Annotated in this window: 19 protein-coding genes and 1 riboswitch; of the genes, 12 read left to right on the top strand and 7 right to left on the bottom strand. The window is 69.8% G+C overall.

Going from position 1 to position 22,039, the window contains the following annotated elements:
• The first annotated feature begins 46 nt into the window (after positions 1-46).
• The 4 genes from metG to rsmA all read left to right on the top strand — a co-directional run bounded on the left by metG (position 47) and on the right by rsmA (position 5,486).
• Complete coding sequence (metG, locus tag VSH64_RS31030) at positions 47-1,840, top strand: methionine--tRNA ligase (RefSeq protein WP_326566295.1); 1,794 nt, start codon at positions 47-49, stop codon at positions 1,838-1,840.
• A 134-nt stretch (positions 1,841-1,974) separates the two neighbouring features.
• The gene (locus VSH64_RS31025; protein WP_326566294.1) at positions 1,975-2,811 is read left to right on the top strand and encodes a TatD family hydrolase; all 837 of its coding nucleotides are present in this window, start codon (positions 1,975-1,977) and stop codon (positions 2,809-2,811) included.
• Between the two features lie 414 nt (positions 2,812-3,225).
• Positions 3,226-4,611, top strand: coding sequence for a transglycosylase family protein (locus VSH64_RS31020; protein ID WP_326838069.1), 1,386 nt, complete (start codon positions 3,226-3,228; stop codon positions 4,609-4,611).
• Positions 4,612-4,649: 38 nt separating this feature from the next.
• Positions 4,650-5,486 carry a 16S rRNA (adenine(1518)-N(6)/adenine(1519)-N(6))-dimethyltransferase RsmA gene (gene rsmA / locus VSH64_RS31015; protein WP_326566293.1) on the top strand — a complete coding sequence of 279 codons (837 nt, stop codon included), beginning with the start codon at positions 4,650-4,652 and terminating at the stop codon, positions 5,484-5,486.
• Here the strand turns inward: rsmA and VSH64_RS31010 are convergent.
• Complete coding sequence (locus tag VSH64_RS31010; protein ID WP_326566292.1) at positions 5,477-6,076, bottom strand: TetR/AcrR family transcriptional regulator; 600 nt, start codon at positions 6,074-6,076, stop codon at positions 5,477-5,479. The two genes, rsmA and VSH64_RS31010, sit on opposite strands and share 10 nt — an antisense overlap.
• A gap of 387 nt (positions 6,077-6,463) precedes the next feature.
• Positions 6,464-6,554: riboswitch (SAM riboswitch) on the top strand.
• Positions 6,555-6,767: 213 nt separating this feature from the next.
• Between VSH64_RS31010 and VSH64_RS31005 the strand changes: the two genes are divergently transcribed.
• The 4 genes from VSH64_RS31005 to VSH64_RS30990 all read left to right on the top strand — a co-directional run bounded on the left by VSH64_RS31005 (position 6,768) and on the right by VSH64_RS30990 (position 12,572).
• Complete coding sequence (locus VSH64_RS31005; protein WP_326566291.1) at positions 6,768-7,778, top strand: methionine ABC transporter ATP-binding protein; 1,011 nt, start codon at positions 6,768-6,770, stop codon at positions 7,776-7,778.
• A 223-nt stretch (positions 7,779-8,001) separates the two neighbouring features.
• Positions 8,002-8,970 (top strand): 4-(cytidine 5'-diphospho)-2-C-methyl-D-erythritol kinase, encoded by a 969-nt coding sequence (locus tag VSH64_RS31000; protein ID WP_326566290.1) that lies wholly within the window; start codon positions 8,002-8,004, stop codon positions 8,968-8,970.
• Between the two features lie 37 nt (positions 8,971-9,007).
• Positions 9,008-10,780 (top strand): ABC-F family ATP-binding cassette domain-containing protein, encoded by a 1,773-nt coding sequence (locus VSH64_RS30995; RefSeq protein WP_326566289.1) that lies wholly within the window; start codon positions 9,008-9,010, stop codon positions 10,778-10,780.
• A 103-nt stretch (positions 10,781-10,883) separates the two neighbouring features.
• Positions 10,884-12,572, top strand: a complete 1,689-nt coding sequence (locus tag VSH64_RS30990; protein ID WP_326566288.1) for a fatty acyl-AMP ligase — start codon at positions 10,884-10,886, stop codon at positions 12,570-12,572.
• Positions 12,573-12,753: 181 nt separating this feature from the next.
• Here the strand turns inward: VSH64_RS30990 and VSH64_RS30985 are convergent, their stop codons facing one another.
• From VSH64_RS30985 to VSH64_RS30975, 3 genes are all read right to left on the bottom strand, one after another.
• Positions 12,754-13,119: a DivIVA domain-containing protein gene (locus tag VSH64_RS30985; protein ID WP_326566287.1), complete on the bottom strand. Its 366-nt coding sequence runs from the start codon at positions 13,117-13,119 to the stop codon at positions 12,754-12,756.
• Positions 13,120-13,300: 181 nt separating this feature from the next.
• Positions 13,301-13,894, bottom strand: a complete 594-nt coding sequence (pth, locus tag VSH64_RS30980; RefSeq protein WP_326566286.1) for an aminoacyl-tRNA hydrolase — start codon at positions 13,892-13,894, stop codon at positions 13,301-13,303.
• Positions 13,895-13,904: 10 nt separating this feature from the next.
• Positions 13,905-14,510: a 50S ribosomal protein L25/general stress protein Ctc gene (locus VSH64_RS30975; protein WP_326566285.1), complete on the bottom strand. Its 606-nt coding sequence runs from the start codon at positions 14,508-14,510 to the stop codon at positions 13,905-13,907.
• A 351-nt stretch (positions 14,511-14,861) separates the two neighbouring features.
• Between VSH64_RS30975 and VSH64_RS30970 the strand changes: the two genes are divergently transcribed.
• Together VSH64_RS30970 and VSH64_RS30965 are read left to right on the top strand one after the other, a co-directional pair.
• Positions 14,862-15,989, top strand: a complete 1,128-nt coding sequence (locus VSH64_RS30970; protein WP_326566284.1) for a hypothetical protein — start codon at positions 14,862-14,864, stop codon at positions 15,987-15,989.
• A 100-nt stretch (positions 15,990-16,089) separates the two neighbouring features.
• Entirely contained in the window at positions 16,090-16,734 is a 645-nt protein-coding gene (locus VSH64_RS30965) for an NAD(P)-dependent oxidoreductase (protein WP_326566283.1), read from the top strand.
• An 81-nt stretch (positions 16,735-16,815) separates the two neighbouring features.
• Here VSH64_RS30965 and VSH64_RS30960 read toward each other — a convergent pair whose 3' ends face one another.
• On the bottom strand, positions 16,816-17,682 hold the full coding sequence (locus tag VSH64_RS30960; protein WP_326566282.1) for an esterase/lipase family protein: 867 nt from the start codon (positions 17,680-17,682) through the stop codon (positions 16,816-16,818).
• Between the two features lie 45 nt (positions 17,683-17,727).
• Positions 17,728-19,227, bottom strand: coding sequence for an AMP-dependent synthetase/ligase (locus VSH64_RS30955; protein ID WP_326566280.1), 1,500 nt, complete (start codon positions 19,225-19,227; stop codon positions 17,728-17,730).
• Positions 19,228-19,310: 83 nt separating this feature from the next.
• Between VSH64_RS30955 and VSH64_RS30950 the strand changes: the two genes are divergently transcribed.
• Positions 19,311-19,964, top strand: a complete 654-nt coding sequence (locus VSH64_RS30950; RefSeq protein WP_326566279.1) for a TetR/AcrR family transcriptional regulator — start codon at positions 19,311-19,313, stop codon at positions 19,962-19,964.
• Between the two features lie 395 nt (positions 19,965-20,359).
• Positions 20,360-21,169 (top strand): ATP-dependent Clp protease proteolytic subunit, encoded by an 810-nt coding sequence (locus VSH64_RS30945; protein ID WP_326566278.1) that lies wholly within the window; start codon positions 20,360-20,362, stop codon positions 21,167-21,169.
• Here the strand turns inward: VSH64_RS30945 and VSH64_RS30940 are convergent.
• A complete protein-coding gene (locus VSH64_RS30940; RefSeq protein ID WP_326566277.1) occupies positions 21,151-22,002 on the bottom strand; it encodes a TIGR03621 family F420-dependent LLM class oxidoreductase in 852 nt (283 codons plus the stop codon). The two genes, VSH64_RS30945 and VSH64_RS30940, sit on opposite strands and share 19 nt — an antisense overlap.
• Between the last annotated feature and the right edge of the window lie 37 nt (positions 22,003-22,039).

Below are 22,039 nucleotides of genomic sequence, written 5' to 3'. Positions count from 1 at the left end.
GTCCCGCCCACAAACGCCTTGGACGGTTTCCGTAGGCTAAACAGGTATGAGCACCTCTGTGTTGACAGCGGTGGCCTGGCCCTACGCCAACGGCCCCCGCCACATCGGCCACGTATCCGGATTCGGCGTCCCGTCCGACGTCTTCTCCCGCTACCAGCGAATGGCCGGCAACCGGGTGCTCATGGTGTCCGGGACCGACGAACACGGCACCCCCATCACCGTCCAGGCCGACAACGAGGGCCTCACCCCGCAGCAGACCGCCGACAAGTACACCCGGCAGATCGACGAGGACCTGCGCGGCCTCGGCCTGTCCTACGACCTGTTCACGCGCACCTCCACCGGCAACCACGCCGAGGTCACGCAGCAGATCTTCCTCGCGCTCAACCGCAACGGCTACGTGGTGCCGAAGACCACGCGCGGCGCGATCAGCCCGTCGACCGGGCGCACGCTGCCCGACCGCTACGTCGAGGGCACCTGCCCGATCTGCGGGTACGAGTTCGCGCGCGGCGACCAGTGCGACAACTGCGGCAACCAGCTCGACGCCGCGGAGCTCATCAACCCGCACTCGCGCATCAACGGCGAGACGCCGAAGTTCGTGGAGACCGAGCACTACTTCCTCGACCTGCCGGCGTTCACCAAGACGCTCGGCGACTGGCTGTCGACGAAGAACGACTGGCGCCCGAACGTCCTCAACTTCACCAAGAACCTCATCGACGACATGCGCCCGCGCCCGATCACGCGCGACCTCGACTGGGGTGTGAAGATCCCGCTCGACGGCTGGCGCGACCAGTCGATGAAGCGCTTCTACGTGTGGTTCGACGCCGTGATCGGCTACTTCTCCGCCAGCGTCGAGTGGGCCCGGCGCTCGGGCAACCCCGACGCGTGGCAGGAGTGGTGGAACAACCCCGACGCGCGCTCCTACTACTTCATGGGCAAGGACAACATCACCTTCCACGCCCAGATCTGGCCGGCGCTGCTGCTCGGCCACAACGGCGAGGGCGACCACGGCGGCCAGGCCGGCAAGTACGGCAAGCTGCACCTGCCCGACGAGATCGTGTCCAGCGAGTTCCTCACCATGAGCGGCTCGAAGTTCTCCACCTCGCGCGGCACGGTCATCTACGTGCACGACTTCCTGCGCGAGTTCGGCCCCGACGCCCTGCGCTACTTCATCTCCGTGGCGGGCCCGGAAACGCAGGACACCGACTTCACCTGGGACGAGTTCGTGCGCCGCACCAACTTCGAGCTCGCCAACGAGTGGGGCAACCTCGTGAACCGCTCGATCTCGATGGCGCACAAGAACGTCGGCGCCATCCCGCGCCCGGACGCCCCCACCGCCGCCGACGAGGAGCTCAAGGAGCTCTCGCGCAAGGCGTTCGACGTCGCCGGCGCCCACCTGCAGCGTTCGCGCTTCAAGGCCGCGGCCTCGGAGGCGATGCGCGTGGTCACGGCGGCCAACCGGTACCTGTCGGACCAGGAGCCGTGGAAGCTCAAGGACGACCCGGCCCGCCGCGACAGCGTGCTGCACACCGCGTTGCAGGTGGTCAGCGACGCCAACACGCTGCTCACGCCGTTCCTGCCGCACTCGGCGCAGAAGGTGCACGAGGCGCTGGGCGGCACCGGCGTGTGGGCCGCGCAGCCGGAGCTGCAGGAGGTCGAGGACCTCGACATCCCGGGCCGCGTCAACCCGATCCTCACCGGCGACTACGCGGGCGAGGCGGCGAAGTGGGAGTCGACGCCGATCGAGGTCGGCCGCCCCCTGCAGAAGCCGACGCCCCTGTTCACGAAGCTCGACCCGAAGCTCGGCGAAGACGGCCCCGAGTGGGCACCGATCACCAAATAACCCCAATGCGGCGTTGGTTGCGTTGAACGCACCCAATGTGGCGTTCGGTGCGCTGAACGCACCGAACGCCACATTGGGGCGCTTCTCCCGCCGCCCTCGACGCGGCGGCGACGGCACGCAGTAGTTTCAACCTCATGGGTGAAGACAAGCGCGAACTGCCGCCGATCCCCGACCGCCTGCCGGCCGCCGTGGTCGACGCCCACACCCACCTGGACTCGTGCGGGGCCAAGACGGCCGCCGACGTCACGGCGATGGTCGACCGCGCCGAACGCGCCGGGGTGGCCCGGGTCGTCACGGTCGCCGACGATCTCGCGTCGGCGCGCTGGGCCGTGGAGGCGTCCACGTGGGACGCGCGCGTGTTCGCCGCCGTCGCCGTGCATCCCACGCGCACCAAGGAGTTCTCCGACGCCGACAAGTCCGAAGTGGAGCGTCTGGCGGCGGCCGAGCGGGTGGTCGCCGTCGGTGAGACCGGCCTCGACTACTACTGGGACTACTCGCCGCACGACGCCCAGCAGGCCGCGTTCCGCTGGCACATCGACCTCGCCAAGCGCCTCGGCAAGACGCTGATGATCCACGACCGCGACGCCCACGAGGACGTGCTGCGCATCCTGGACGAAGAGGGCGCACCGGACACCGTGGTCTTCCACTGCTTTTCCGGCGACGAGCACATCGCGCGCCGGTGCCTGGACAAGGGCTACGTGCTCTCGTTCGCCGGCACCGTCACCTTCAAGAACGCCCGCGGGCTCCACGAGGCCGCGCGGCTCGCGCCGGCCGGCCAGTACCTCGCCGAGACCGACGCGCCGTTCCTGACCCCCCACCCGTTCCGTGGGCGACCGAACGAGCCCTACTGCACCGCGTACACCGTCCGGCACCTCGCGACGCTCAGGGGCGAAGCGGTCCACGAAGTGGCCGAAGCGGTCCGGACCACTGCCGAGCGTGTTTACCAATTGCCGTCTGTCACAACGGGTTGAACGCATTGCGACGTTCGGGGAACGCAGTAGCCCACACTGACGAGTGACACAGGTCACGACACTCCGGGGGGTGTTTGCGCAACCCGGCGACCTCCGTTACTGTCCCGTGATCGTGCCGGTCGGAACCGCAGAAGCGGATCTGGCTGATACGCCCACAGTCACGTCAGTGCACGTCGGGGAAGCGGCACCGAGGTTGGTACGACTCGGGACCGTGACGATGGCGCTGGCTGGGGGTGTCGGACTTGAGAGGCGCGCCGAATGGTGCGTCGCGACGAAGGAACAGGTCGTGGTGACACGTCCTGTCCTGGGAAAGGGAACGACCCAGTGACTGGTAGCAGGCAGGGTGCCTCGCGCCATAGCACCGAGAACCGTGGTGCTGCGCAGACCCTATTCTCTTCCGCTGGTTCGGTGGCCGTGCTCGACCGTGAGCTCGAAGACACCGCCTATGGAGACCTTGGTTTTTCCGACGAGCTGTACGTGACCGAGCAGGACGTGCTCGCCGCTCTCGGCCCCGACGCCGACGCGATGATGGCCGAGATCGACGTCGACGTCGACGAACTGATCCGGCTGATCAACGCCGAGACCACGATGCTCCCGCCGCTCGCCCTCCCGGACGAGGTCGCCGAGGACCGCACCGCTTCTCCGGAGGCCAAGAAGGTCGCCGTCGAGGAGGGCCTGCGCGAGGCCACCCGCACCTGGAAGCGCCGCTTCCTCAAGGGCGCCGTGCTGTCCGTCCTGATCGCCGTCGGCGGCGGCGGTGCCGCGGCCCTGGCGATGAACAAGAGCGTGACCGTCGATGTCGACGGCCACGAGCTCACCGTCCACAGCTACGGCGACACCGTCGGCGAGGTCCTGGAAGACGCCGGCCTCTCCGTCGGCGCCCACGACTCGCTTTCGCCCTCGCCGCAGGCCGAGGTCGGCGACGGCGGCGTCATCAAGCTCGAGCGCGGCCGCCAGCTCAACCTGGTCGTCGACGGCGTGTCCCGCCCCTCCTGGGTGCGCGCGACCACCCTCACCGAGGCCATGACCCAGCTGGGCATGGCCGACATGATGGGCCAGGGCGCCTGGACCTCGATGCCGGGCACCGGCGAGCTGCCGCTCGAGGGTTCGACCGTGCAGGTCAAGACCCTCAAGCACATCACGCTCTTCGACGGCACGAACGCTCCGAAGCAGATCACCACGAACGCGGTGACCACCAAGGAGTTCCTCTCCGACTTCAAGATGAACCTCGGCCCGGACGACGCGGTCGAGGGTGGTCTGGACGTCTCCCTCAAGGACGGCGCCGAAGTCCACGTCAGCCGCATGGGCGTCTCGATGGTCAACCAGCAGGAGACCATCGACCCTGACACGCAGAAGGTCGACGACCCGACGCTCGAGCAGGGCAAGACCACCGTTCAGGACCCGGGCACGCCCGGCCAGAAGATGGTGACCTACAAGGTCACCAAGAAGAACGGCGAAGAGGTCTCCCGCGAGCAGGTTTCGGTGAAGGTCCTCCTCGAGGCCAAGCCGAAGATCCTCAAGGTCGGCACCAAGAAGCCCGCCGACCCGGCGATCGGCGACGGTTCCGCATGGGACCGCATCGCGGCGTGCGAGGCCGGCGGCAACTGGTCCATCAACACCGGCAACGGCTACTACGGCGGCCTGCAGTTCGACAAGCGCACCTGGGACGCCTACGGCGGCGACCAGTACGCGTCCCTGCCGAGCCAGGCTTCGCGCGCTCAGCAGATCGCGGTCGCCGAGAAGGTCCGCGACGCTCGCGGTGGCTACAGCGCCTGGCCGGTCTGCGGCAAGCGGGCCTGAGTCCGTCACTCGTTCAAGCGGCTCGGTAGGCTTCCCCGGTGGTTGAACTGCTGGGGCCTGCCGAGATCCGCGGGCTGGCCGAAGAGCTCGATGTCCGGCCGACGAAAAAGCTCGGTCAGAACTTCGTGCACGACCCCAACACGGTTCGCCGCATCGTCGAGCTGGCCGGGGTCAAGCCGGGTGACGTGGTGCTCGAGGTCGGGCCCGGGCTGGGTTCGCTCACGCTGGGCCTGCTCGACGCCGGCGCCCACGTGGTGGCCGTCGAGATCGATCCGAAGCTCGCGGCCCGGCTCCCGCGCACTGCCGCCGAACGCGCCGTTTCCGTCGCGGATCAGCTGAGCGTGGTCGGCGCCGACGCGTTGCGGATCAGCGCGGCGGATCTGCCGGCCGAGCCCGTGTCGCTGGTCGCGAACCTGCCGTACAACGTCGCGGTCCCCGTGGTGCTGCACCTGCTGGCCGAGTTGCCTTCGCTGCTCCGCGGGATGGTGATGGTCCAGACCGAGGTCGCCGACCGCATGGCCGCGGGCCCGGGCAGCCGGATCTACGGCGTGCCGAGTGTGAAGCTCGCCTGGTACGGCCCCGCGCGCAAGGTCGGCGCCGTGCCGCGGTCGGTGTTCTGGCCGGTGCCGAACGTCGACTCGTCGCTCGTGGCCTTCGAACGCGGCACGCCGCCCGAGGGTGTCGACCGGAAGCGGCTGTTCGAGGTGGTCGACGCCGCGTTCTCCCAGCGCCGAAAGACGCTGCGCGCGGCTCTCGCGGGCTGGGCCGGCTCGGCCGACCGCGCCGGCGAGCTGCTCGTGGCGGCCGGCATCGATCCGAAGACGCGCGGCGAGCAGCTCGACGTGCACGACTTCGTGCGGCTGGCTCAGGCCTGAGCCGGGCCTGGGCCGAACAGCCGGTTCAGGTGGTAGTCGAGCGCGGCGAGGACCTCGGCCGGGTTGAACCGGCCGTGCAACACGTCGAGGCCCAGTCCGGTGAGGCCCGCGACCAGCAGGTTCGCTTCGTGGCGCGGGTGGGTGCCCGCCGGCAGCACGGCTCGGCGCAGCAGGCTGGTGAGCAGGTCTTCCACCGGCGTGCCGGCGCCGACGAAGAGCTTGGCCAGCGCCGGATCGCTGTGGGTGCGGCTGAAGTAGGCGCGGTGCACGCGCAGTGAGAGCTCGCGTTCGGGGTCGAGTGGCAGCAGTTCGGTGAGCAGGGTCCGCGCGATGCCGCGCGCGCTCTGGTCCGCCTGCGCCGCCACGCGGGCCTGCGCGCGCTGCTCGCCGCGTTCGTGGAGGTAACGCAGCGAGAGCACGAGCAGATTGTGCTTCGTCTCGAAGTAGTACTGCACCAGTCGCAGGGACACCCCCGCCTCCGCGGCGACCTCGCGCATGCTCACCGATTCGAGGCCGCGTTCGGCCGCGATGCGCCACACGGCCGCGGCGATCTCGCGCCGGCGTTGCTCGTGGTCGACCCGCGTCGGCATCCGCGCTCCCTCGGTTTGTGATACGAGTGTATCCGATACGGCTGTATCAAAACGGGTGTGACGGACGTCCGCACTCGCCTCGCGGACGGGACCGGTGTCCGGCCGGGAAGACGCGATGTCTCGTCATCGCGAAGTACTTCGCCGAACCGTCAGTTACCAACGGGCGCGGGCCGGCGGAGGAATCGGCGTGAGAATCGTGGCTCCACCTGGGAATGGCAGCGTCCACAGTGGAATGGACGACGCGGATCGCGGTCGGGAAGTAGTTCGGTGCCGGAGTGTTCGACGTCCACGATGTGACAGTCGCCGTCCCGGTATCCGGGCACCACCACTCGTGTGATCTGCACCAACGCGCTTGCGTTCACCCAATGGGATCGGCTTTACTCAGAAAGTCCATCCCGAGCGACTGAGAGACCTGGCTCGCCGAAGTCGCAGCAACCACCCTCCGCAGGGCAGGTGCTACAGCCAGGACCGATGGAGGCTGTTTCCGATGCAGAGGGTAGCCCGCCCGCTCCTGTTGACCCGGCGGCGTGTTGTTGACGAAGGTCGCCGCACGGTAAGTGCGTGTCGACGCTCCATGGTCATCGCCTGATCTTTTCCACGCAATTCTGCGCACCGTCCGAAAAGGACGGTGAATCGGTGACGCCCGGCGCGCCCGGAAACGGTGCTGCGCCCCATGCCTGGAGCTTCCTTCGTGATCACTGTCGAAAACGTGTCCAAGTCCTTTCCCCTCAACGGAAATCCGGTCGCCGCGCTGCGTGATGTGAGCGTGGACGTGCAGGCCGGTTCCCTCTTCGGCGTGGTGGGCCCCGCCGGCTCCGGCAAGTCCACCCTCGCCCGCTGCATCGCGCTGCAGGAGCGCCCCGACCGCGGCGTCGTGCGGCTCGACGGCCTCAACACCGGCGCGCTCGACGGCCGCCGGCTGCGTGAGGTCCGCCGCCAGCTCGGTGTCGTGGGCACCAAGCCGGAGCTGCTCGCCGAGCGCACCGTGGCCGGCAACATCGCCACGCCGCTGGAGCAGCTCGGCATCGACGGCCCGCAGCGCAAGACCCGCGTCGGCAACCTGCTCGACCTGGTGGGCCTCACCGCGCGGGCCGGCCAGAAGCCGGCCGACCTCACGCCCGGCCAGCTGCGTCGCGTCGCCGTGGCCAAGGCGCTCGCCGCCGGCCCGGCCGTGCTGCTCGCCGACGACCCCACCGCCGGCATCGCTCCCGAGGAAGCCGGCGCCGTGCTGGCCGTGCTCGACCGGGCGCGCGCCGAACTGGGCACCACGGTGCTGCTCACGACCCCGGACGCCGGCGTCGTGCGTCGCGTCTGCGACGACGTCGCGGTGCTCGAAGACGGCGCGGTCGTGGAACGCGGTCACGTGCTCGACCTCATCGCCTCGCCGGGCAGCTGGACCGCGCAGGCGGTTTTGCCGGCCATCGAGACCGCGCGGGCGCAGGCCGCGAAGTACGACCGCTCGGCCGACATCGTGCTGATCGGCTTCGCGTCGGTCGGCGCGCTGCTGCCCGAGGCGGCCGGCCGCTTCGACGTGGAGCTCGCCACCATCGGCGGCGGCCTCACCCGCATCGGCGACACCCCGATCGCCCGCTTCCGCGTGGGCGTCCGCGGCGAACGCGCCGACGCCGCCCTGGCGTGGATCGCCGACCGCGGCGCCTACGTGACGCAGGCCGCGCGCGGCCCGCAGAGCGTCGCCGCCTGATTCCTGTCGCAGGCTCGGGGTGGCAGCCTGCCTGCCAGTCCGGGCCCCAGCACCCCAATGTGGCGTTCGGTGCGCTCAACGCACCGAACGCCACATCGGGGCGGGGCGGGACGACGGGTCCGGGGTTGGTGAGACGGTGTCCGAAGCGTTGGGACACGCGTCCTGAAAACGGCTGTTTTCTCCTGGTGGGGAGGCCAGGCGCCCGGCCACGTAGGCTTGTCGGGTGCTCGCCGTAGTTCCACCCCCAGTCACCGTCCGGGTTCCGGCCAAGGTCAACCTGCACCTGGCCATCGGGGACCTGCGCGAGGACGGTTACCACGACTTGGTCACCGTCTTCCAGGCGTTGTCGCTCACGGACGAGGTGACCGTCGCGGTCACCGACGAGCCGGGGCTTGAGGTCTTCGGCGAGGGGGAGGGGTCGGTGCCCACCGACGCCACCAACCTCGCCTGGCGCGCGGCCCAGGAGCTCGCCACCTACGCCGGCCGCCCCGAAGGCGCTGACCCGAAGGTGCGAATCGTGCTGCGCAAAGGCATTCCGGTCGCCGGTGGCATGGCGGGCGGCAGTGCCGACGCGGCGGCGACGCTCGTGGGCCTGGCCTCGCTGTGGAAGCTCGACGTGACGCGCGACGAGCTGGCCGCCATCGCGGGCAAGCTCGGCAGCGACGTGCCGTTCGCGCTCTACGGCGGCACGGCGCTCGGCACCGGCCGCGGTGAGCAGCTCGTGCCGGTGCTGTCGCGGCACACGTTCCACTGGGTGCTCGCGTTCGACAGCGAAGGTCTGTCGACGCCGAAGGTCTTCAAGGAACTCGACCGCCTGCGCGCCGACGGCAACCCGCCGCGCATCGGCTCGCACACACCCGTCGTGGAGGCACTCGCGTCGGGTGACCCCCGTCAGCTCGCGCTGCTGTTGGGCAACGACCTGCAGGCGGCCGCCGTGTCGCTGCGGCCCGGCCTGCGCCGCACGCTGCGAGCGGGCGTGAACGCGGGTGCGCTGGCCGGCTGCGTGTCCGGCTCGGGGCCCACCTGCGCCTTCCTGTGCGCCGACGCGCAGGCGGCCGTGGAGGTGGCGGCCGAGCTGTCCGGCGCCGGCGTGTGCCGCACGGTGCGCGTGGCCCACGGCCCGGTGCCCGGCGCCCGGCTGGTCGGCGGCGACGACGCGCCCCGCGGAACCCCACCACGCGTGCACGCGTGACCCCTCTGTCCACTGTGGAAAGGATCGGCTGAATCGGATGGCCAACCTGGTCAACCTGGAGTCGGTGAGCAAGTCGTACGGCGTGAAACCGTTGCTGGACGGCGTTTCGCTCGGCATCGCCGCCGGACAGCGCATCGGCGTGGTCGGTCTCAACGGCGGCGGCAAAACGACCCTGCTGGAGGTGCTCGCGGGGATCAGCGAGCCGGATTCCGGCCGCGTGAGCCACGTTCGAGACCTGCGCATGGCCGTGGTCACGCAGCGAACCGAGCTCCCCCAAGGCAGTACGGTCGGCGACGTCGTGCTCGAACGCTACGGCGCCGAACACGAATGGGCTGCCGACGCCCGCGTCCGATCCATTGTGGACGGACTCGGCATCACGGCGATCGGCCTCGACACGTCGACCACCAACCTCTCCGGTGGTGAACGCCGGCGCGTCGCGCTGGCCGCCGCGCTCACCGGCGAGCTCGACCTCGTGGTGCTCGACGAACCGACGAACCACCTGGACGTGGAAGGTGTGCGCTGGCTGGCCGATCACCTGCTGGCCCGCCGCATCGCCGTGGTGGTCGTGACCCACGACCGGTGGTTCCTCGACACCGTCGCGAGCCTCACGTGGGAGGTGGCGAACGGCCGCGTCGAGCAGTACGAAGGCGGTTACGCCGACTGGATCTTCGCGCGCGCCGAGCGGGCGCGTCTGGCCGCGACGGCCGAGGAGAAGCGGCAGAACCTGGCGCGCAAGGAGCTGGCGTGGCTGCGCCGCGGCCCGCAGGCGCGTTCGTCGAAGCCGCGCTACCGCGTGGAGGCCGCCGAGGCGCTGATCGCCGACGTGCCGCCGCTGCGCGATTCCGTGGAGCTGATGGCGTTCGCGAAGCGCCGCCTCGGCAAAACGGTGCTGGAGCTCGAAGACGTGTCGTTCAGCGTCGGCGACCGCACGCTGCTCGACCACGTGACCTGGCGCATCGGGCCGGGTGACCGGGTCGGTCTCGTCGGCATCAACGGCTCGGGCAAGACCTCGCTGCTCAAGCTGCTGGGTGGTGACGTCGAGCCGGAGACCGGACGCCGGGTCGAGGGCAAGACCGTGGCGCTCGCACACCTGCGCCAGGAGCTCGACGACCTGCCGCGCGACCTGCGCGTGTTGCAGGCGATCGAGCAGGTGGCCGGGCGCGTGGTGTTCGGCAAGCAGGAGATGACCGCTTCGCAGCTGGGCGAGAAGCTGGGCTTCCCGGCCGAACGGCAGTGGACGCCCGTCGGCGACCTGTCCGGCGGCGAGCGGCGCCGGCTGCAGCTGTGCCGGCTGCTCATGGCCGAGCCCAACGTGCTGCTGCTCGACGAGCCCACCAACGACCTCGACATCGACACCCTGCAGCAGCTCGAAGACCTCCTCGACGGCTGGCCCGGCACGATGGTCGTGGTCTCGCACGACCGCTACCTCGTGGAACGTGTCTGCGACACCACCGTGGCGCTGTTCGGCGACGGCCACGTGACGAACCTGCCGGGCGGCATCGAGGAGTACCTCGACCGCCGCACGAGGATGAAGGACGCCACGCCGCGGCGCGAGGTGTCGGGCGCGCCGGAGAAGGCCGAAACGAAGCGCAGCAACGCCGAGATCCGGGCCGCGCAGAAGGAGCTCAGCCGGCTCGAGCGCAAGCTCGACCAGCTGGCCACGCGCGAGGAGAAGCTGCACGCGGCCCTGCTCGAAGCGGCCACGGACCCGGACAAGCTCATCGCGCTGAACACCGAGCTCAAGGGCGTGCACGCGGAGAAGGACGACGTCGAGGCGCGCTGGCTGGAGACGTCCGAAGCGCTGGAATGACCGGCGGTTCGGCAGCGCGATCAACAGGGCGATCGACAGGCTGATCGACGCTGTTCACGCCACCGCAGGCGGGCGTTGACAACCAGACAGTAATCTGTCGCGCATGAGTCGGTTCGTGGACACACTCGTCGGTACGGCGACGGGGCGGGGTCAGCAGCGCGGCATGGTCACGGGCGAGCCCAAGGAGCCGGTTCGCCGGACGTGGGGCGAGGTCCACGACCAGGCCAAGAAGATCGCCGGTGGGCTCGTCGCGAGCGGGTTGAAGCCCGGGAGCGCGGTGGCCGTGCTGGCCGCGGCGCCGGTGCTCATCGCGCCCACCGTGCAGGCGGTGTGGCTGGCCGGCGGCAGCGTGACGATGCTGCACCAGCCGACGGCGCGCACCGACCTCGTCGAGTGGGCCGAGGACACGGTGAAGGTGCTGAACATGATCGGCGCCGGCCTGGTGGTGCTGGGCGAGCCGTTCGACCAGCTCGCGCCGGTGCTGGCCGAGAAGGGCATCGAGCACCGTCTGATCACCGAGCTGGCCGACGCCGAGCCGCTCGCGCAGATCGTGCCCACAGATGAGGGCGACACCGCGCTGCTGCAGCTCACCAGCGGTTCCACGGCCGACCCGAAGGCCGTGCGGATCACCTACGGCAACCTCTACACCAACGTCAAGGCCATGGTCGAGCGCGCGGAGTTCGACTTCGACGTGGACGTGATGGTTTCGTGGCTCCCGACCTTCCACGACATGGGCATGGTCGGTTTCCTCACGGTGCCGATGACGTTCGGGGTGGAACTGGTGAAGATCACGCCGGTCGAGTTCCTGTCCGGCCCGTTGATCTGGCCGGAGCTGATCTCGAAGTACAACGGCACCACCACGGCCGCGCCGAACTTCGCGTACGCCATCGTGGGTCGCCGCATGGCCCGCGTCGAGGACGACAACGCCTACGACCTGTCCAAGCTGCGCATCGCCCTCAACGGCGCCGAGCCGGTGGACGAGGCGGCCGTGCAGACGTTCGTCGACGCCGGCGCGCGCTTCAAGATGCCGGCCGAGTGCGTGTTCCCCGCCTACGGCATGGCCGAGGCGACGCTGGCGGTGTCGTTCGCGCCGCTGTTCACCGGGCTCACGCTCGACGTGGTGGAGGCCGACGCGCTGGAGGCCGACAACCGCGCCGTGCCGGTGCCCGAGGGCGACGAGCGCCGCGGCACGGAGTCGGTACGGTCCTTCGCGATGCTCGGCCGCCCGCTCGACGGGCTCGAGGCCAGCATCGTCAACGAGCACGGCGACGTGGTCGGCGATCGCGAAGTCGGCGAGATCCGCCTGCGCGGCCCGGCCGTGACGCCCGGCTACCTCACCGTGAACGGCCCGCTGGACACGCAGGACGCCGAGGGCTGGATGAAAACGGGCGACCTGGGCTACCTGGTCGACGGCCAGATCGTGATCTGCGGCCGCCGCAAGGACGTGATCATCATGGGCGGGCGCAACCTGTATCCGACCGACATCGAGCGCGCGGCCACCTCGGTCGAGGGCGTGCGCGCGGGCAACGCCGTGGCCGTCCGCCTGGACGCGGGCAGCCGCCGCGAGCGCTTCGCGGTGGTCGTGGAGTCGAAGCTGGCCGGTGACGTCGAGGCCGAGCGCGCGCTGTCGAAGCAGGTCGCCGCGCGCGTGCGTGACGCGGTGGACATGCGCCCGTTCGCCGTGGTGGTGCTGCCGGCCGGCAGTCTGCCGAAGACGCCCTCGGGCAAGGTCAAGCGCGCCGCGACCGCGGTGCAGTACGCGGACAAGATCGCGCACAACGCGGAGCACTGACGGCTCCACCCAACAGAAGAACCGGCCCGCTCAGGCGAACTGAGCGGGCCGGTTCTCTGCTTCGGGACTGGCGATTCGGGGTTCGGGAGTCCGGAGGGCGGGGGAAGGTTTCAGGAAGAAAGCGCCGCGGGGGAACGACGCTTCGCGGATGCCGGCCTGGGAAACCGGGCACCGCGGGGGCTTACCGCTCCTGGAAGTGCGCCTCGGCCTCCGTCACCTCCGGTCGGGGGGCGCGTTCGGCGGTGGCCTCGTGCTGGTCGCGCGCACCGGGCACCGCGGGAGCCCGCCGGCCCGACAGGTCGGCCAGCTGGTCTTCCACGGCGTCGAGGAATTCGTCGACTTCTTTTTCGTCGTAGCCGCGCTTGCCGATCAGCGGTTTGTTGAACATGACGTGGTGCACCTCGGCCGCGGTCAGGTCGTCCTCTTCGGCGATCGTCTTCGCGATGCGCCGCACGAACTCGTCGACCTCCTGTTTGGCATAACCACGGCGGCCGATCGGGGCGTTACCGAAGGTGACCTCGGTGAGGTCCTCGGCGGTGAACGACATGAAACATTCTCCGATTCAGGGTCGGTGTGCGGACTCCCGTTTTCCGTCCTAACCGGTCACCGAGGCACCGGGAAGCCCACCAACCCAGGGACGACTCGATCAGGGCCCCATAAGCCGCCCATCGAGTGAGGAAAAACTACGCAGCGCCATCGATGACTACCCACAGAGAGTAGTCGGCTGATCAACCCGCGTGGAACTCGTTCTGGGCTGCCGTGAGCCCCTTCGCAACGAGTGCCTCGGCCGCGTCGGCGGCCACGGAGACCTCGAACGGGAGCTCTTTGCGCTCGACCGTCGAGAAGTCCTTGAGCACGAAATCAGCGGGGTCCTGGCGGCCAGGAGGGCGGCCGATGCCCACGCGCACGCGGTAATACTCACGCGTGCCGAGCGATTTCGTGATGGAGCGCAGGCCGTTGTGCCCGTTGTCGCCGCCGCCGAGCTTGAGCTTCAGCGCGCCGAACGGCACGTCGAGCTCGTCGTGGATCACGACGACACCCGAGGGTTCGACCTTGAAGAAGCGGGCGGCGCCGACCACGGGACCGCCGGAGAGGTTCATGAACGAACGCGGCTTCACCAGCACCACGCGACGGCCCGAAAGCCGTCCCTCCAGCACCTCGGCGCCGCTTTTGTGCGCCTTGAACTTGCCGCCGATGCGGCCGGCCAGCTCGTCGACCACCATGAAGCCGACGTTGTGGCGGTTGCCGGCGTACTGGGGCCCGGGATTACCGAGGCCGGCGAGCACGATCAGCTCGCCGGCCCCAGGCAGGTCTTCACTCACGGAAGTGAGTTTATTCGGCGTCCCCGGCGGGAGCCTCGGCGCCTTCGCCGGCTTCGTCGTCAGCCGACTCTTCACGCTGCGGCTCGTTCACGGCCACGACCAGCGCTTCGCCGTCGGTGACCAGGCTCGCGCCCTGCGGCAGCGTGAGCTGCGCGGCGGTGATCTGGGTGCCGATCTCGAGACCCTCGACCGAGACCTCGATCTGGTCGGGGATGTGCAGCGCCTCGACCTCGATCTGCACGGCGTCGAGGTCCTGGTTCACGAGGCCACCCGGGCCGGCGGTGCCGGTGACGACCACCGGCACGTCGACGGTGACCTTCTCGCCGCGGCGGACCACGAGCAGGTCGACGTGCTCGATGTAGTTCTTCAGCGGGTGCACGACGATGGTCTTCGTCAGCGCCAGCTCGCTGGAACCTTCGAGGTCGAGCGTGAGCACGGCGTTGCTGCCGTTCTCGCGGACCACGCGGGCGAACTCGAGGGCCGGCAGCGCGAAGTGCCGCGGGTCCGAGCCGTGCCCGTAGAGGACCGCGGGGATCTTTCCGGCGCGACGGGTGCGCCGCGCGGCGCCCTTGCCGAACTCGGTGCGCGGCTCGACGACAAGACGTACCTCGGACACGGTGTAGCACTCCTTCAAATCACAAATCGGTGCAGCAGGTGGCGGCGGGGATCGTCGATCTCTGCTTCTTGGCGGTGTACTTCAAAATCGGCTGCGTACGGCGGCGAGTTTCCAGGCGTGCACATTCCACGGGGCTTCTCGAGCCGCCGCGTCGATCACGCTGGGCACCACAGGGTGCACCCGCCTCGCCGAGACAACTCGAGAAGTGTAAACCCTCGTCTCACAAGGAGCTTGCGGCGGGTGGCCCCGCACGACTAAACCTTGGTTCTGCCGCCGGGCGACGACACAATTCCGGTGGCGCAGGTGCGTGCCGCGGGCATGGGATGATCCCCGCGGAAAAGAGGGGCGAGAATGCGGGCTGGATGGATCGCCGCGGCGGTCGTACTGCTGGGTGGGGCGCTTGCGGGTTGTCAGGTCGCGGTGGTTGGATCGGCGGGCGTTTCTGCCGCTGACCAGCAGAAAGCCGACCGGCTGACGGAGCAGCGCGAGGCGGTCGACGCTGCGTTGGACGCGCTGGGCAAAGCCCCCGCGCTGGAATTCGACACCACGGTGAAGGACGCGTCGGGCAAGCCGATGGGTCTCGGCTACCGCATCACGCGCGACGGCGACGGGTACGGCGCGCTGCCGTTCGAAGGTCACATCGTGCAGATCACCGAGCCCGCGGGTGATCTCTACCTCTCCGCCGACGCCGACTACTGGAAGGCGCACGGGCTCGAGGAGAACAGCACTCAGTTCGGTACCGGCTGGGTGCACACCGTCGGCACGGAGCTGCCGCTGGACCCGGCCGCGAAGCTCGCCCCGGGTCAGCTCACGGCCGGGCTGCGCAAGTCGCTGGCGACGCTGAACCAGACGGCCGACCCGGTGAAGCACAAGCTCGAGGACGGCACGGAGGTCTACCAGCTCGGTGGCGGCCTCGGCGCGCTGCAGGTGACCACCGCGAAGCCTTACCGCGTGGTCGCCTTCGCGCCGGCGCTGATCGACCCGCTCGGCGGCCCGAAGCTCGGCACCGGCTTCCAGGTGAAGGAGCTGACCGGCGACGCGCTCAAGAAGTTCCACACCGACTTCGACTCCGCCCTCGGCGGGCTCGGGCAGCCCTACGACGGGCTCGCGCAGGCGAGCGTGGTGGTCACCAACGACCGGCTCGACTGCAAGGACTTCGTGGGCTCCTGCACGGCCACGGTCGACGTGACCAACAGCGTGGTCGGCAACAGCCCGGGCACCAAGCCGACGGTGCACGTGACGCTCACGATCGACGTCAGCGCCGATTCGCTGGGTTCCAAGACCTGCAGCACGGCGGGCGACGCGGCCGCCGACGCCACCATCACCATGTCGTGCACGGTCAAGTTCACGCTGCCCAACCGCACGGCCAGCTACCAGGTGCTCGCCAAGCCGACCGCCGTCGGCGAGGTGCACTTGCCCTTCGACGCGAACGCGGTGAAGGCGAAGCTGGCGAAGTCGTTCGGCCAGCTCGGCGGCTGACCTGCACACCTACCGCGCGGTGCGTTGGTTTCGTTGAAGTAGTGGATCTCCCGTCTCTACCCTCGGCTTGGTTGAGAGCTCAATCAGGAGGAGTGGGGACATGAGCAAGCTGGTGGTGTTCGGCGCGACGGGGTACGCCGGTGGCCGGATCACGGCCGAGGCGCTGCGGCGCGGGCACGCGGTCGTCGGCGTGGCGCGCAAGGCCGAGGGCCTGCCCGCCGAGGTCGAGGCCCGCACGGGGTCGCTGCACGACGAGGGCTTCATCGCCGACGTGGTGAAGGGCGCCGACGTGGTTGTGGTCGCGACTCCGAGCCGCGCCGACGAGCAGGACCGGCGGCTGCTCGACGCGCTGCCGGCGCTCACCGAGGCGGCCCGCGCGAACGGTGCGCGGCTGTCGTTCGTGGGCGGGGCGGCGTCGCTGCTCGTGGCCGAGGGCGGCCCGCGGCTGCTGGATACGCCCGACTTCCCGGACACGTACAAGCTCGAGGCGACCTCGCACGCCGACGTCCTCGACGCGCTGCGCGAGCTGCCGGCCGACGTCGACTGGTTCTACGTGAGCCCGGCCGCGGAGTTCGGCGCGTGGAACGCCGGGGAGCGCACGGGGTCGTTCCGGCTGGGCGGCGATGTGTTGCTGGCGGACGAGGAGGGGAATTCGCGGATCAGCGGGGACGATCTGGCGATCGCGTTCGTGGACGAAATCGAGGAGCCGCGGCACAGCCGGGCGCGGTTCACGGTCGCGTACTGAGGTTCTCGCGGTGGTCGGTGAAGGGCGCCTTGAGGAAATCCCTTAAGGCGCCCTTCCCTACACGTCGACCGAGGGGAGAGGTCAGCCCGGGGAGCCGACGGTGCAGAAGAACTTCGTGGCGTGTGCCGGGTCGAGCGCGTTGGTGACCAGGTTCCACACGTTCAGGTCGTAGGCCTCGCCGATGTGGCCCACCGGGTCGAACGGACAGGTGTCCTGCACGTACTCGTTGCGCACGCCCGCTTCGCGCACGAAGGATGTGTCCGTCGGTGTCACGAGCTCGTCGTAGCGCGAGGTGATCACCGTGTACTTCACGCCGGGCTGCGCGATGGGACCGTTGGTGAGGGTCTTGACCGCGGCGCCGTCGGTGATCAGGTCGTCGCAGGCCGGGCAGCCGAGCGTCTGCAGGGCCTTGCCGACGGCGTCGCGCTCGCCCTGACCGAGCAGGTAAGCGAGCTTGGTGAGGCCGGCGAACGTGGTGCCGTGGGTGGGCGGCGCGATGGACACGACCGAGCCGATCTTGCCGGCGAGGCCCTGGGTCTTGGTCACGTAGAGGGACTGGAAGCCGCCCTCGGAGTGGCCGACGATGTCCACTTGCGACGCGCCGGTCTCGGCGAGCACGGTGCCGATGAACTGCTTGATCTCGGCTGCGGAGTCGGCGATCGGGCGCAGGCCGCCGACGACCGGGAAGCCCGGGTAGGCGCCGTAGGTCTGGCTGAACGTGCAGTAGCCCTTGGCCGCGACGGCCGCCTGCATGAAGTTGAGGTCTTCGTAGTAGGTGGCGCCGAGGCCGTGGAGGAAGACCACAGGCCGGGGGTGGGCCGTGCTGGGCCGGCACGACGGGTCGTTGTTGCCGCCGGACGGCGCCGCCTGTGCGGGGGCGGCGGTGAACGCGGCCGCCACGAGCGCCACAGCGGCCAGCACGGCCGCTTTGGTCCGCAGTTTCCTCATGGAGAAGGGTCCTTCCTCACGGTCACCGGCGGCGTTGCCGGTGGTTCAGGGGGTGGGGTAGAGCGTGTCGACCAGCGCGGCGTGGCGCCGGGCGACGACGTCCCTGCGGATCTTGAGGGTCGGGGTCAGCTCACCGGATTCGACCGAGAACGGCTCGGGCACGATCGCGAACTCCCGGATTCGCTCGGGCGGAGAATAGCGCGCGTTCACCGACTCCACGTCACGGGCGATGACCGAGCGCAGTCGCTCGTCGGTGTGCCAGCCCGGAACGTCCGGGTTGATGCCGGTTTCCGCGGCGAGCGTGGGCAGATCGTCCGGGTCGACGCTCAGCAGCGCCACCGCGTACGGCCGCCGGTCGCCGAGCAGCACGGCGCCGGCGACCCAGCGCGTGCGGCGCAGGTCGGTCTCGATCGCGGCGGGCGAGAGGTTCTTGCCGGCCGAGGTGATCACGAGGTCATTCTTGCGGCCGGTGAGGGTGAGGAAGCCGTCGGCGTCGAGTGCGCCGAGGTCGCCGGTGTGCAGCCAACCGTCCACAATGGTCTCTTCGGTGGCGGCGGGGTTGTTGTGGTAGCCGGCGAAGACGCCTTCGGAGCGTGCGAGCACTTCACCGTCTTCGGCGATCTTGAGTTCGACGCCGGGCACGGCCTGGCCCACGGTGCCGAAGCGGTTGGCGGCCGGCGTGTTGGCGGTGAGGACGGCGGTGGACTCGGTCAGGCCGTAGGCCTCGTGGATCGGGACGCCGGCGGCGAAGAAGAACTCGAGGATCTCCGGCGCGATCGGGGCCGACCCGGTGAGCGCTTGTTTCAGGCGACCGCCGAAGGCCTGGCGGACCAGGGTTTTATTGTCCGCCAACCCGCGCACGGCGGCGTGGATCTTCTCGAACATCGCCGGCGCCGAGGGCAGGTAGGTGGGGGCGGCCTCGGCCAGCTCGGCGAGGACGGTGCGGATGTCGCCGCTCGAGTACGCGATGGTGGCGCCGGTTTCGAGGCAGAAGTACTGCAGCATGCGGGTGAGCAGGTGGGCGAGCGGGAGGTAGGCGAACAGCACGTCGCCCGGCCCGGCGTCGGTCAGCTGCTTGAGTGCGGCGACGATCGAGGTGATGTTGCGGTGCGTCAGCACGCAGCCCTTGGGCTCGCCGGTGGTGCCGGAGGTGTAGACGATGGTGGCCGGGTCGTCGGGGTGCGGCTGGGGCTGTTCGCCGGGATTCGGGGTGATATCGGGGATTTCGGTGCCGAGGACGCGGAGCGTGGTGATCCTCGCCGGTCGGTCCGCGAACGCCACGACCGCACCGGAGTCTTCGAGGATCCAGCTGATCTGCCGCGGTGTGCTCGTGGGGTAGATCGGCACGCAGATCGCGCCAACGCGGGTGATGGCGAGGTCGCAGATCGTCCACTCGGGACTCGTCGGCGCCAGCAGCGCCACTTTGTCGCCGGGCCCGGCGTGGTTCCGGAGCCTGGTCGCCACTTGGTCGACGGCGGTGGCGAACTCGTCGAACGTGCGCTCACGCCAGACGCCGTGGTCGAGGTACCGCTGCGCGGTTGACATCGAATACCTCCCGGTATTGGATACCTGAAGGTATTGAGTTGCCTTCGGAAAAGTCAACCCCGTGATCAGGAGGTTTCACCCGCATGTCCGCACCGGGCCGCACTCGGCCGACGCGCGCCGAAACCCGCCGCCGCATCCTCGACGCGGCCTTCCGGGTCTTCGGCGACCAGGGCATCGCGGCCACGAAGCTCACCGAGGTCGCCGCCGCGGCCGGCCTCACCAAGGGCGCGGTGTACTCCAACTTCGCCTCGAAAGACGACCTCGTCCTAGCGCTCATGGAAGAGCACGCCGCCCACCGCCTCGAAGCCAGCCTCGCCGGCTTCGCCTCCGCGGACACCGGCACGGCCGGCCTGGCCGACGTCGCCTCCGTCCTCATGCACGAAATGCGCACCGACGCCGTGTGGCACCGCCTGCTCGCCGAGTTCTTCGCCCTGGCCCACCACGACCCCGACCGCCGCACCGCCCTGCGCGACCGCCGCCGCGCCGTCCGCTCGACAATCGCCGCGGCGCTGGACCGGCTCGCGGCGGGGTTCGGCTTCTCCCTGCCGATGCCGTCGGAGGAGTTCGCGGTGATCCTGCTGGCGCTGAGCAACGGCCTGGCGGTGGAATCGAGCATCGACGAGGAGGCTGTTCCGGACGACCTGCTGGGCCGGGTGCTGACGTTGATCGCGGGGGACGCGGTGGCGGCGGTGCGATCGGCGGCGGAAAGTGTTGCTGGGGAGGGGGAGCCGGCTTAGTTGGGGTTCTTCGGCACGGCACGGCGCGGCCCGGCTGGTGGCTGGTCAGCGGTGCGGGAGGCCATTCCCTTCGGGCGTTCGGGACGGCCGGCGTGCTGACGTTGATCGCCGGGGACGCGGTGGCGGCGGTGCGGTTGGCGGCAGAAAGTGTTGCTGGGGAGGGGTCGGCGCGACCCTCCTGGGTCCCAGCGGCCACACCCGGCTCCTCGCCCTCGCCGACCCCTACCTCCGCCGGCTCGCCCCCGCCCGCCACCCGCCGGACGACTTCACCTGGGTCACCCCGGAAGCCCTTGCGGCACAACGGTAACGCGTCGTCCGGGACCACTCCCGAAACACCCGGCTACCGTCGCGCGCATGACTGAATCGCACGTCACCCGACAGCGCGGGGTCCGGCCGTGACGCGCCGCGACGACGTGGCCCGGCGGCTGCGCGGGATGCTCCGCCCCTCCGCCGAAGCCGCGCGGGCGCAGCAAACCCTGGGCGACGAGCTGGCTGCCGAATCCGCAGCCGCCGCCGAGCGGGCGGCCGCGATCGTCGAGGACCCCAGCGACGGCCCCAGTGGCATCCAAGACACCGACGGCGGCATCGTCTCCCGCTACATCTCGGACCCCACCGACGTTCGAGACACCGACCACGACAAACCAGAGCCGGCTCGCGGCATCGACATCAGCGCCCACACCGAACAGCTGCTGCAAAAGCGCATCATCGTCCTGAGCACCGAGATCGACGACGCCATCGCCAACACGATCACCGCGCAGATGCTGCTGCTCGAGGACCAAGACGCGACCGCCGACATCACCTTCTTCGTCAACTCGCCCGGTGGCTCCGTCACCGCGGGCATGGCCATCCTCGACACGATGGACCTCGTGAAGCCGGACATCGCCACCTGCGCCATGGGCCTGGCCGCCGGCATGGCGCAGCTGCTCGTGTCGAGCGGCGCTCCCGGCAAACGGTCCGCCGTCCCCCACGCCCTGATCGCGATGAGCCTTCCGCAGCTCCAGCCGGATCCGTCGCCGCTGCGGCTCGCCCTGCTCGACAAGTGGACCAGCGAAGTCGTGGGGTTGATGGCGGCGAGCAGCGGGCAACCTGTCGAGCGAGTTCGCGCGGACGCCGAGCAGCGTCGCAGCTTCACCGCGGCCGAGGCGGTCGACTACGGCTTGGTCGACCGGCTGTCACAGAACAGTGGTCAACGGCCACGCAGCTGAGCCACCACCGGCGCCAGCTCTTCCATCATCGAATCGAACACCGTGATATACGAGAACCCCCACCGTTCCCGCCGCCGCACCAGCTGCTCGGTGATCTCGTCCACCGTCCCGAGCAGCAGCTGCGGCGCCTCCAGCAGCTCGTCCACGCCCGGCTCCGGGTCGGTCAACGACTGCCACTCCGCAGCAGCCGCCCGGCGGTCATCGGTCACGACAACGCGTTGCACGAGCAGGTTGTACTCGACCTCCCGATCACCGGCCAGCGAACGGAAGTACGTGACGCGCTCGTCCATCACCGCGGCCGGATCCAGCACGAACGTGCCGGGGGGCTTGCCCGGGGCCTGCCGAAGGCCGGCGAACCCCACGACATCCGCCGAAGCCGCGGCCAGCGCGAGAACCCCGTCGCTGTTGCCCGCGATCAGCAGGCGCGGTGAGAAGTCGAGCCGTGAGCGCAGTTCGGCCAGGCCGTCGCGCAGGTAGGCGATGCGGTCGGGCGCCTTGAGCCACGGCAGGCGGGCGTCGTCGAACTCGGACTTCATGTGGCCGGAGCCCAGGCCGAGTTCGAGGCGCCCGCCGGTGAGGACGTGGGTGCTCGCGACGTCGCGGGCGAACAAAGCGACGTTGTAGAACGGCAGGTTCGACACGAGCGTGCCGACCAGAGGCCGTGAAGTCACCGAAGCCGCGGCGACCAGGGCCGGGAACGGCGCCGGGCGGCCGGCGCCGAGGTGATCGGGCACGCTGATCGCGTCGTAACCGAGCTCTTCGGCGCGCCGGCACTGGTCGGTGAACGACGAAGTGACCGAACGCAGGCTGACACCGAACTTGAAGTTCCCCATCCGGCGAAGCTAGCCGAGAGGAACCGACCCCAGAAGA

The organism is Amycolatopsis rhabdoformis, assembly GCF_035918295.1.
In the GTDB taxonomy this organism is placed as follows: Bacteria; Actinomycetota; Actinomycetes; order Mycobacteriales; family Pseudonocardiaceae; genus Amycolatopsis; species Amycolatopsis rhabdoformis.
The sequence above is the reverse complement of the archived record's forward strand: the minus strand, read 5'-3'. Positions and strand labels throughout refer to the sequence as shown.

Coding starts and splice junctions, on each gene's coding strand:
- metG (WP_326566295.1), top strand. CDS start 47: ATGAGCACCTCTGTGTTGACAGCGGTGGCCTGGCCCTACGCCAACGGC.
- VSH64_RS31025 (WP_326566294.1), top strand. CDS start 1,975: ATGGGTGAAGACAAGCGCGAACTGCCGCCGATCCCCGACCGCCTGCCG.
- VSH64_RS31010 (WP_326566292.1), bottom strand. CDS start 6,076: ATGCCGACGCGGGTCGACCACGAGCAACGCCGGCGCGAGATCGCCGCG.
- VSH64_RS30995 (WP_326566289.1), top strand. CDS start 9,008: ATGGCCAACCTGGTCAACCTGGAGTCGGTGAGCAAGTCGTACGGCGTG.
- VSH64_RS30990 (WP_326566288.1), top strand. CDS start 10,884: ATGAGTCGGTTCGTGGACACACTCGTCGGTACGGCGACGGGGCGGGGT.
- VSH64_RS30985 (WP_326566287.1), bottom strand. CDS start 13,119: ATGTCGTTCACCGCCGAGGACCTCACCGAGGTCACCTTCGGTAACGCC.
- VSH64_RS30970 (WP_326566284.1), top strand. CDS start 14,862: ATGCGGGCTGGATGGATCGCCGCGGCGGTCGTACTGCTGGGTGGGGCG.
- VSH64_RS30965 (WP_326566283.1), top strand. CDS start 16,090: ATGAGCAAGCTGGTGGTGTTCGGCGCGACGGGGTACGCCGGTGGCCGG.
- VSH64_RS30960 (WP_326566282.1), bottom strand. CDS start 17,682: ATGAGGAAACTGCGGACCAAAGCGGCCGTGCTGGCCGCTGTGGCGCTC.
- VSH64_RS30955 (WP_326566280.1), bottom strand. CDS start 19,227: ATGTCAACCGCGCAGCGGTACCTCGACCACGGCGTCTGGCGTGAGCGC.
- VSH64_RS30950 (WP_326566279.1), top strand. CDS start 19,311: ATGTCCGCACCGGGCCGCACTCGGCCGACGCGCGCCGAAACCCGCCGC.
- VSH64_RS30940 (WP_326566277.1), bottom strand. CDS start 22,002: ATGGGGAACTTCAAGTTCGGTGTCAGCCTGCGTTCGGTCACTTCGTCG.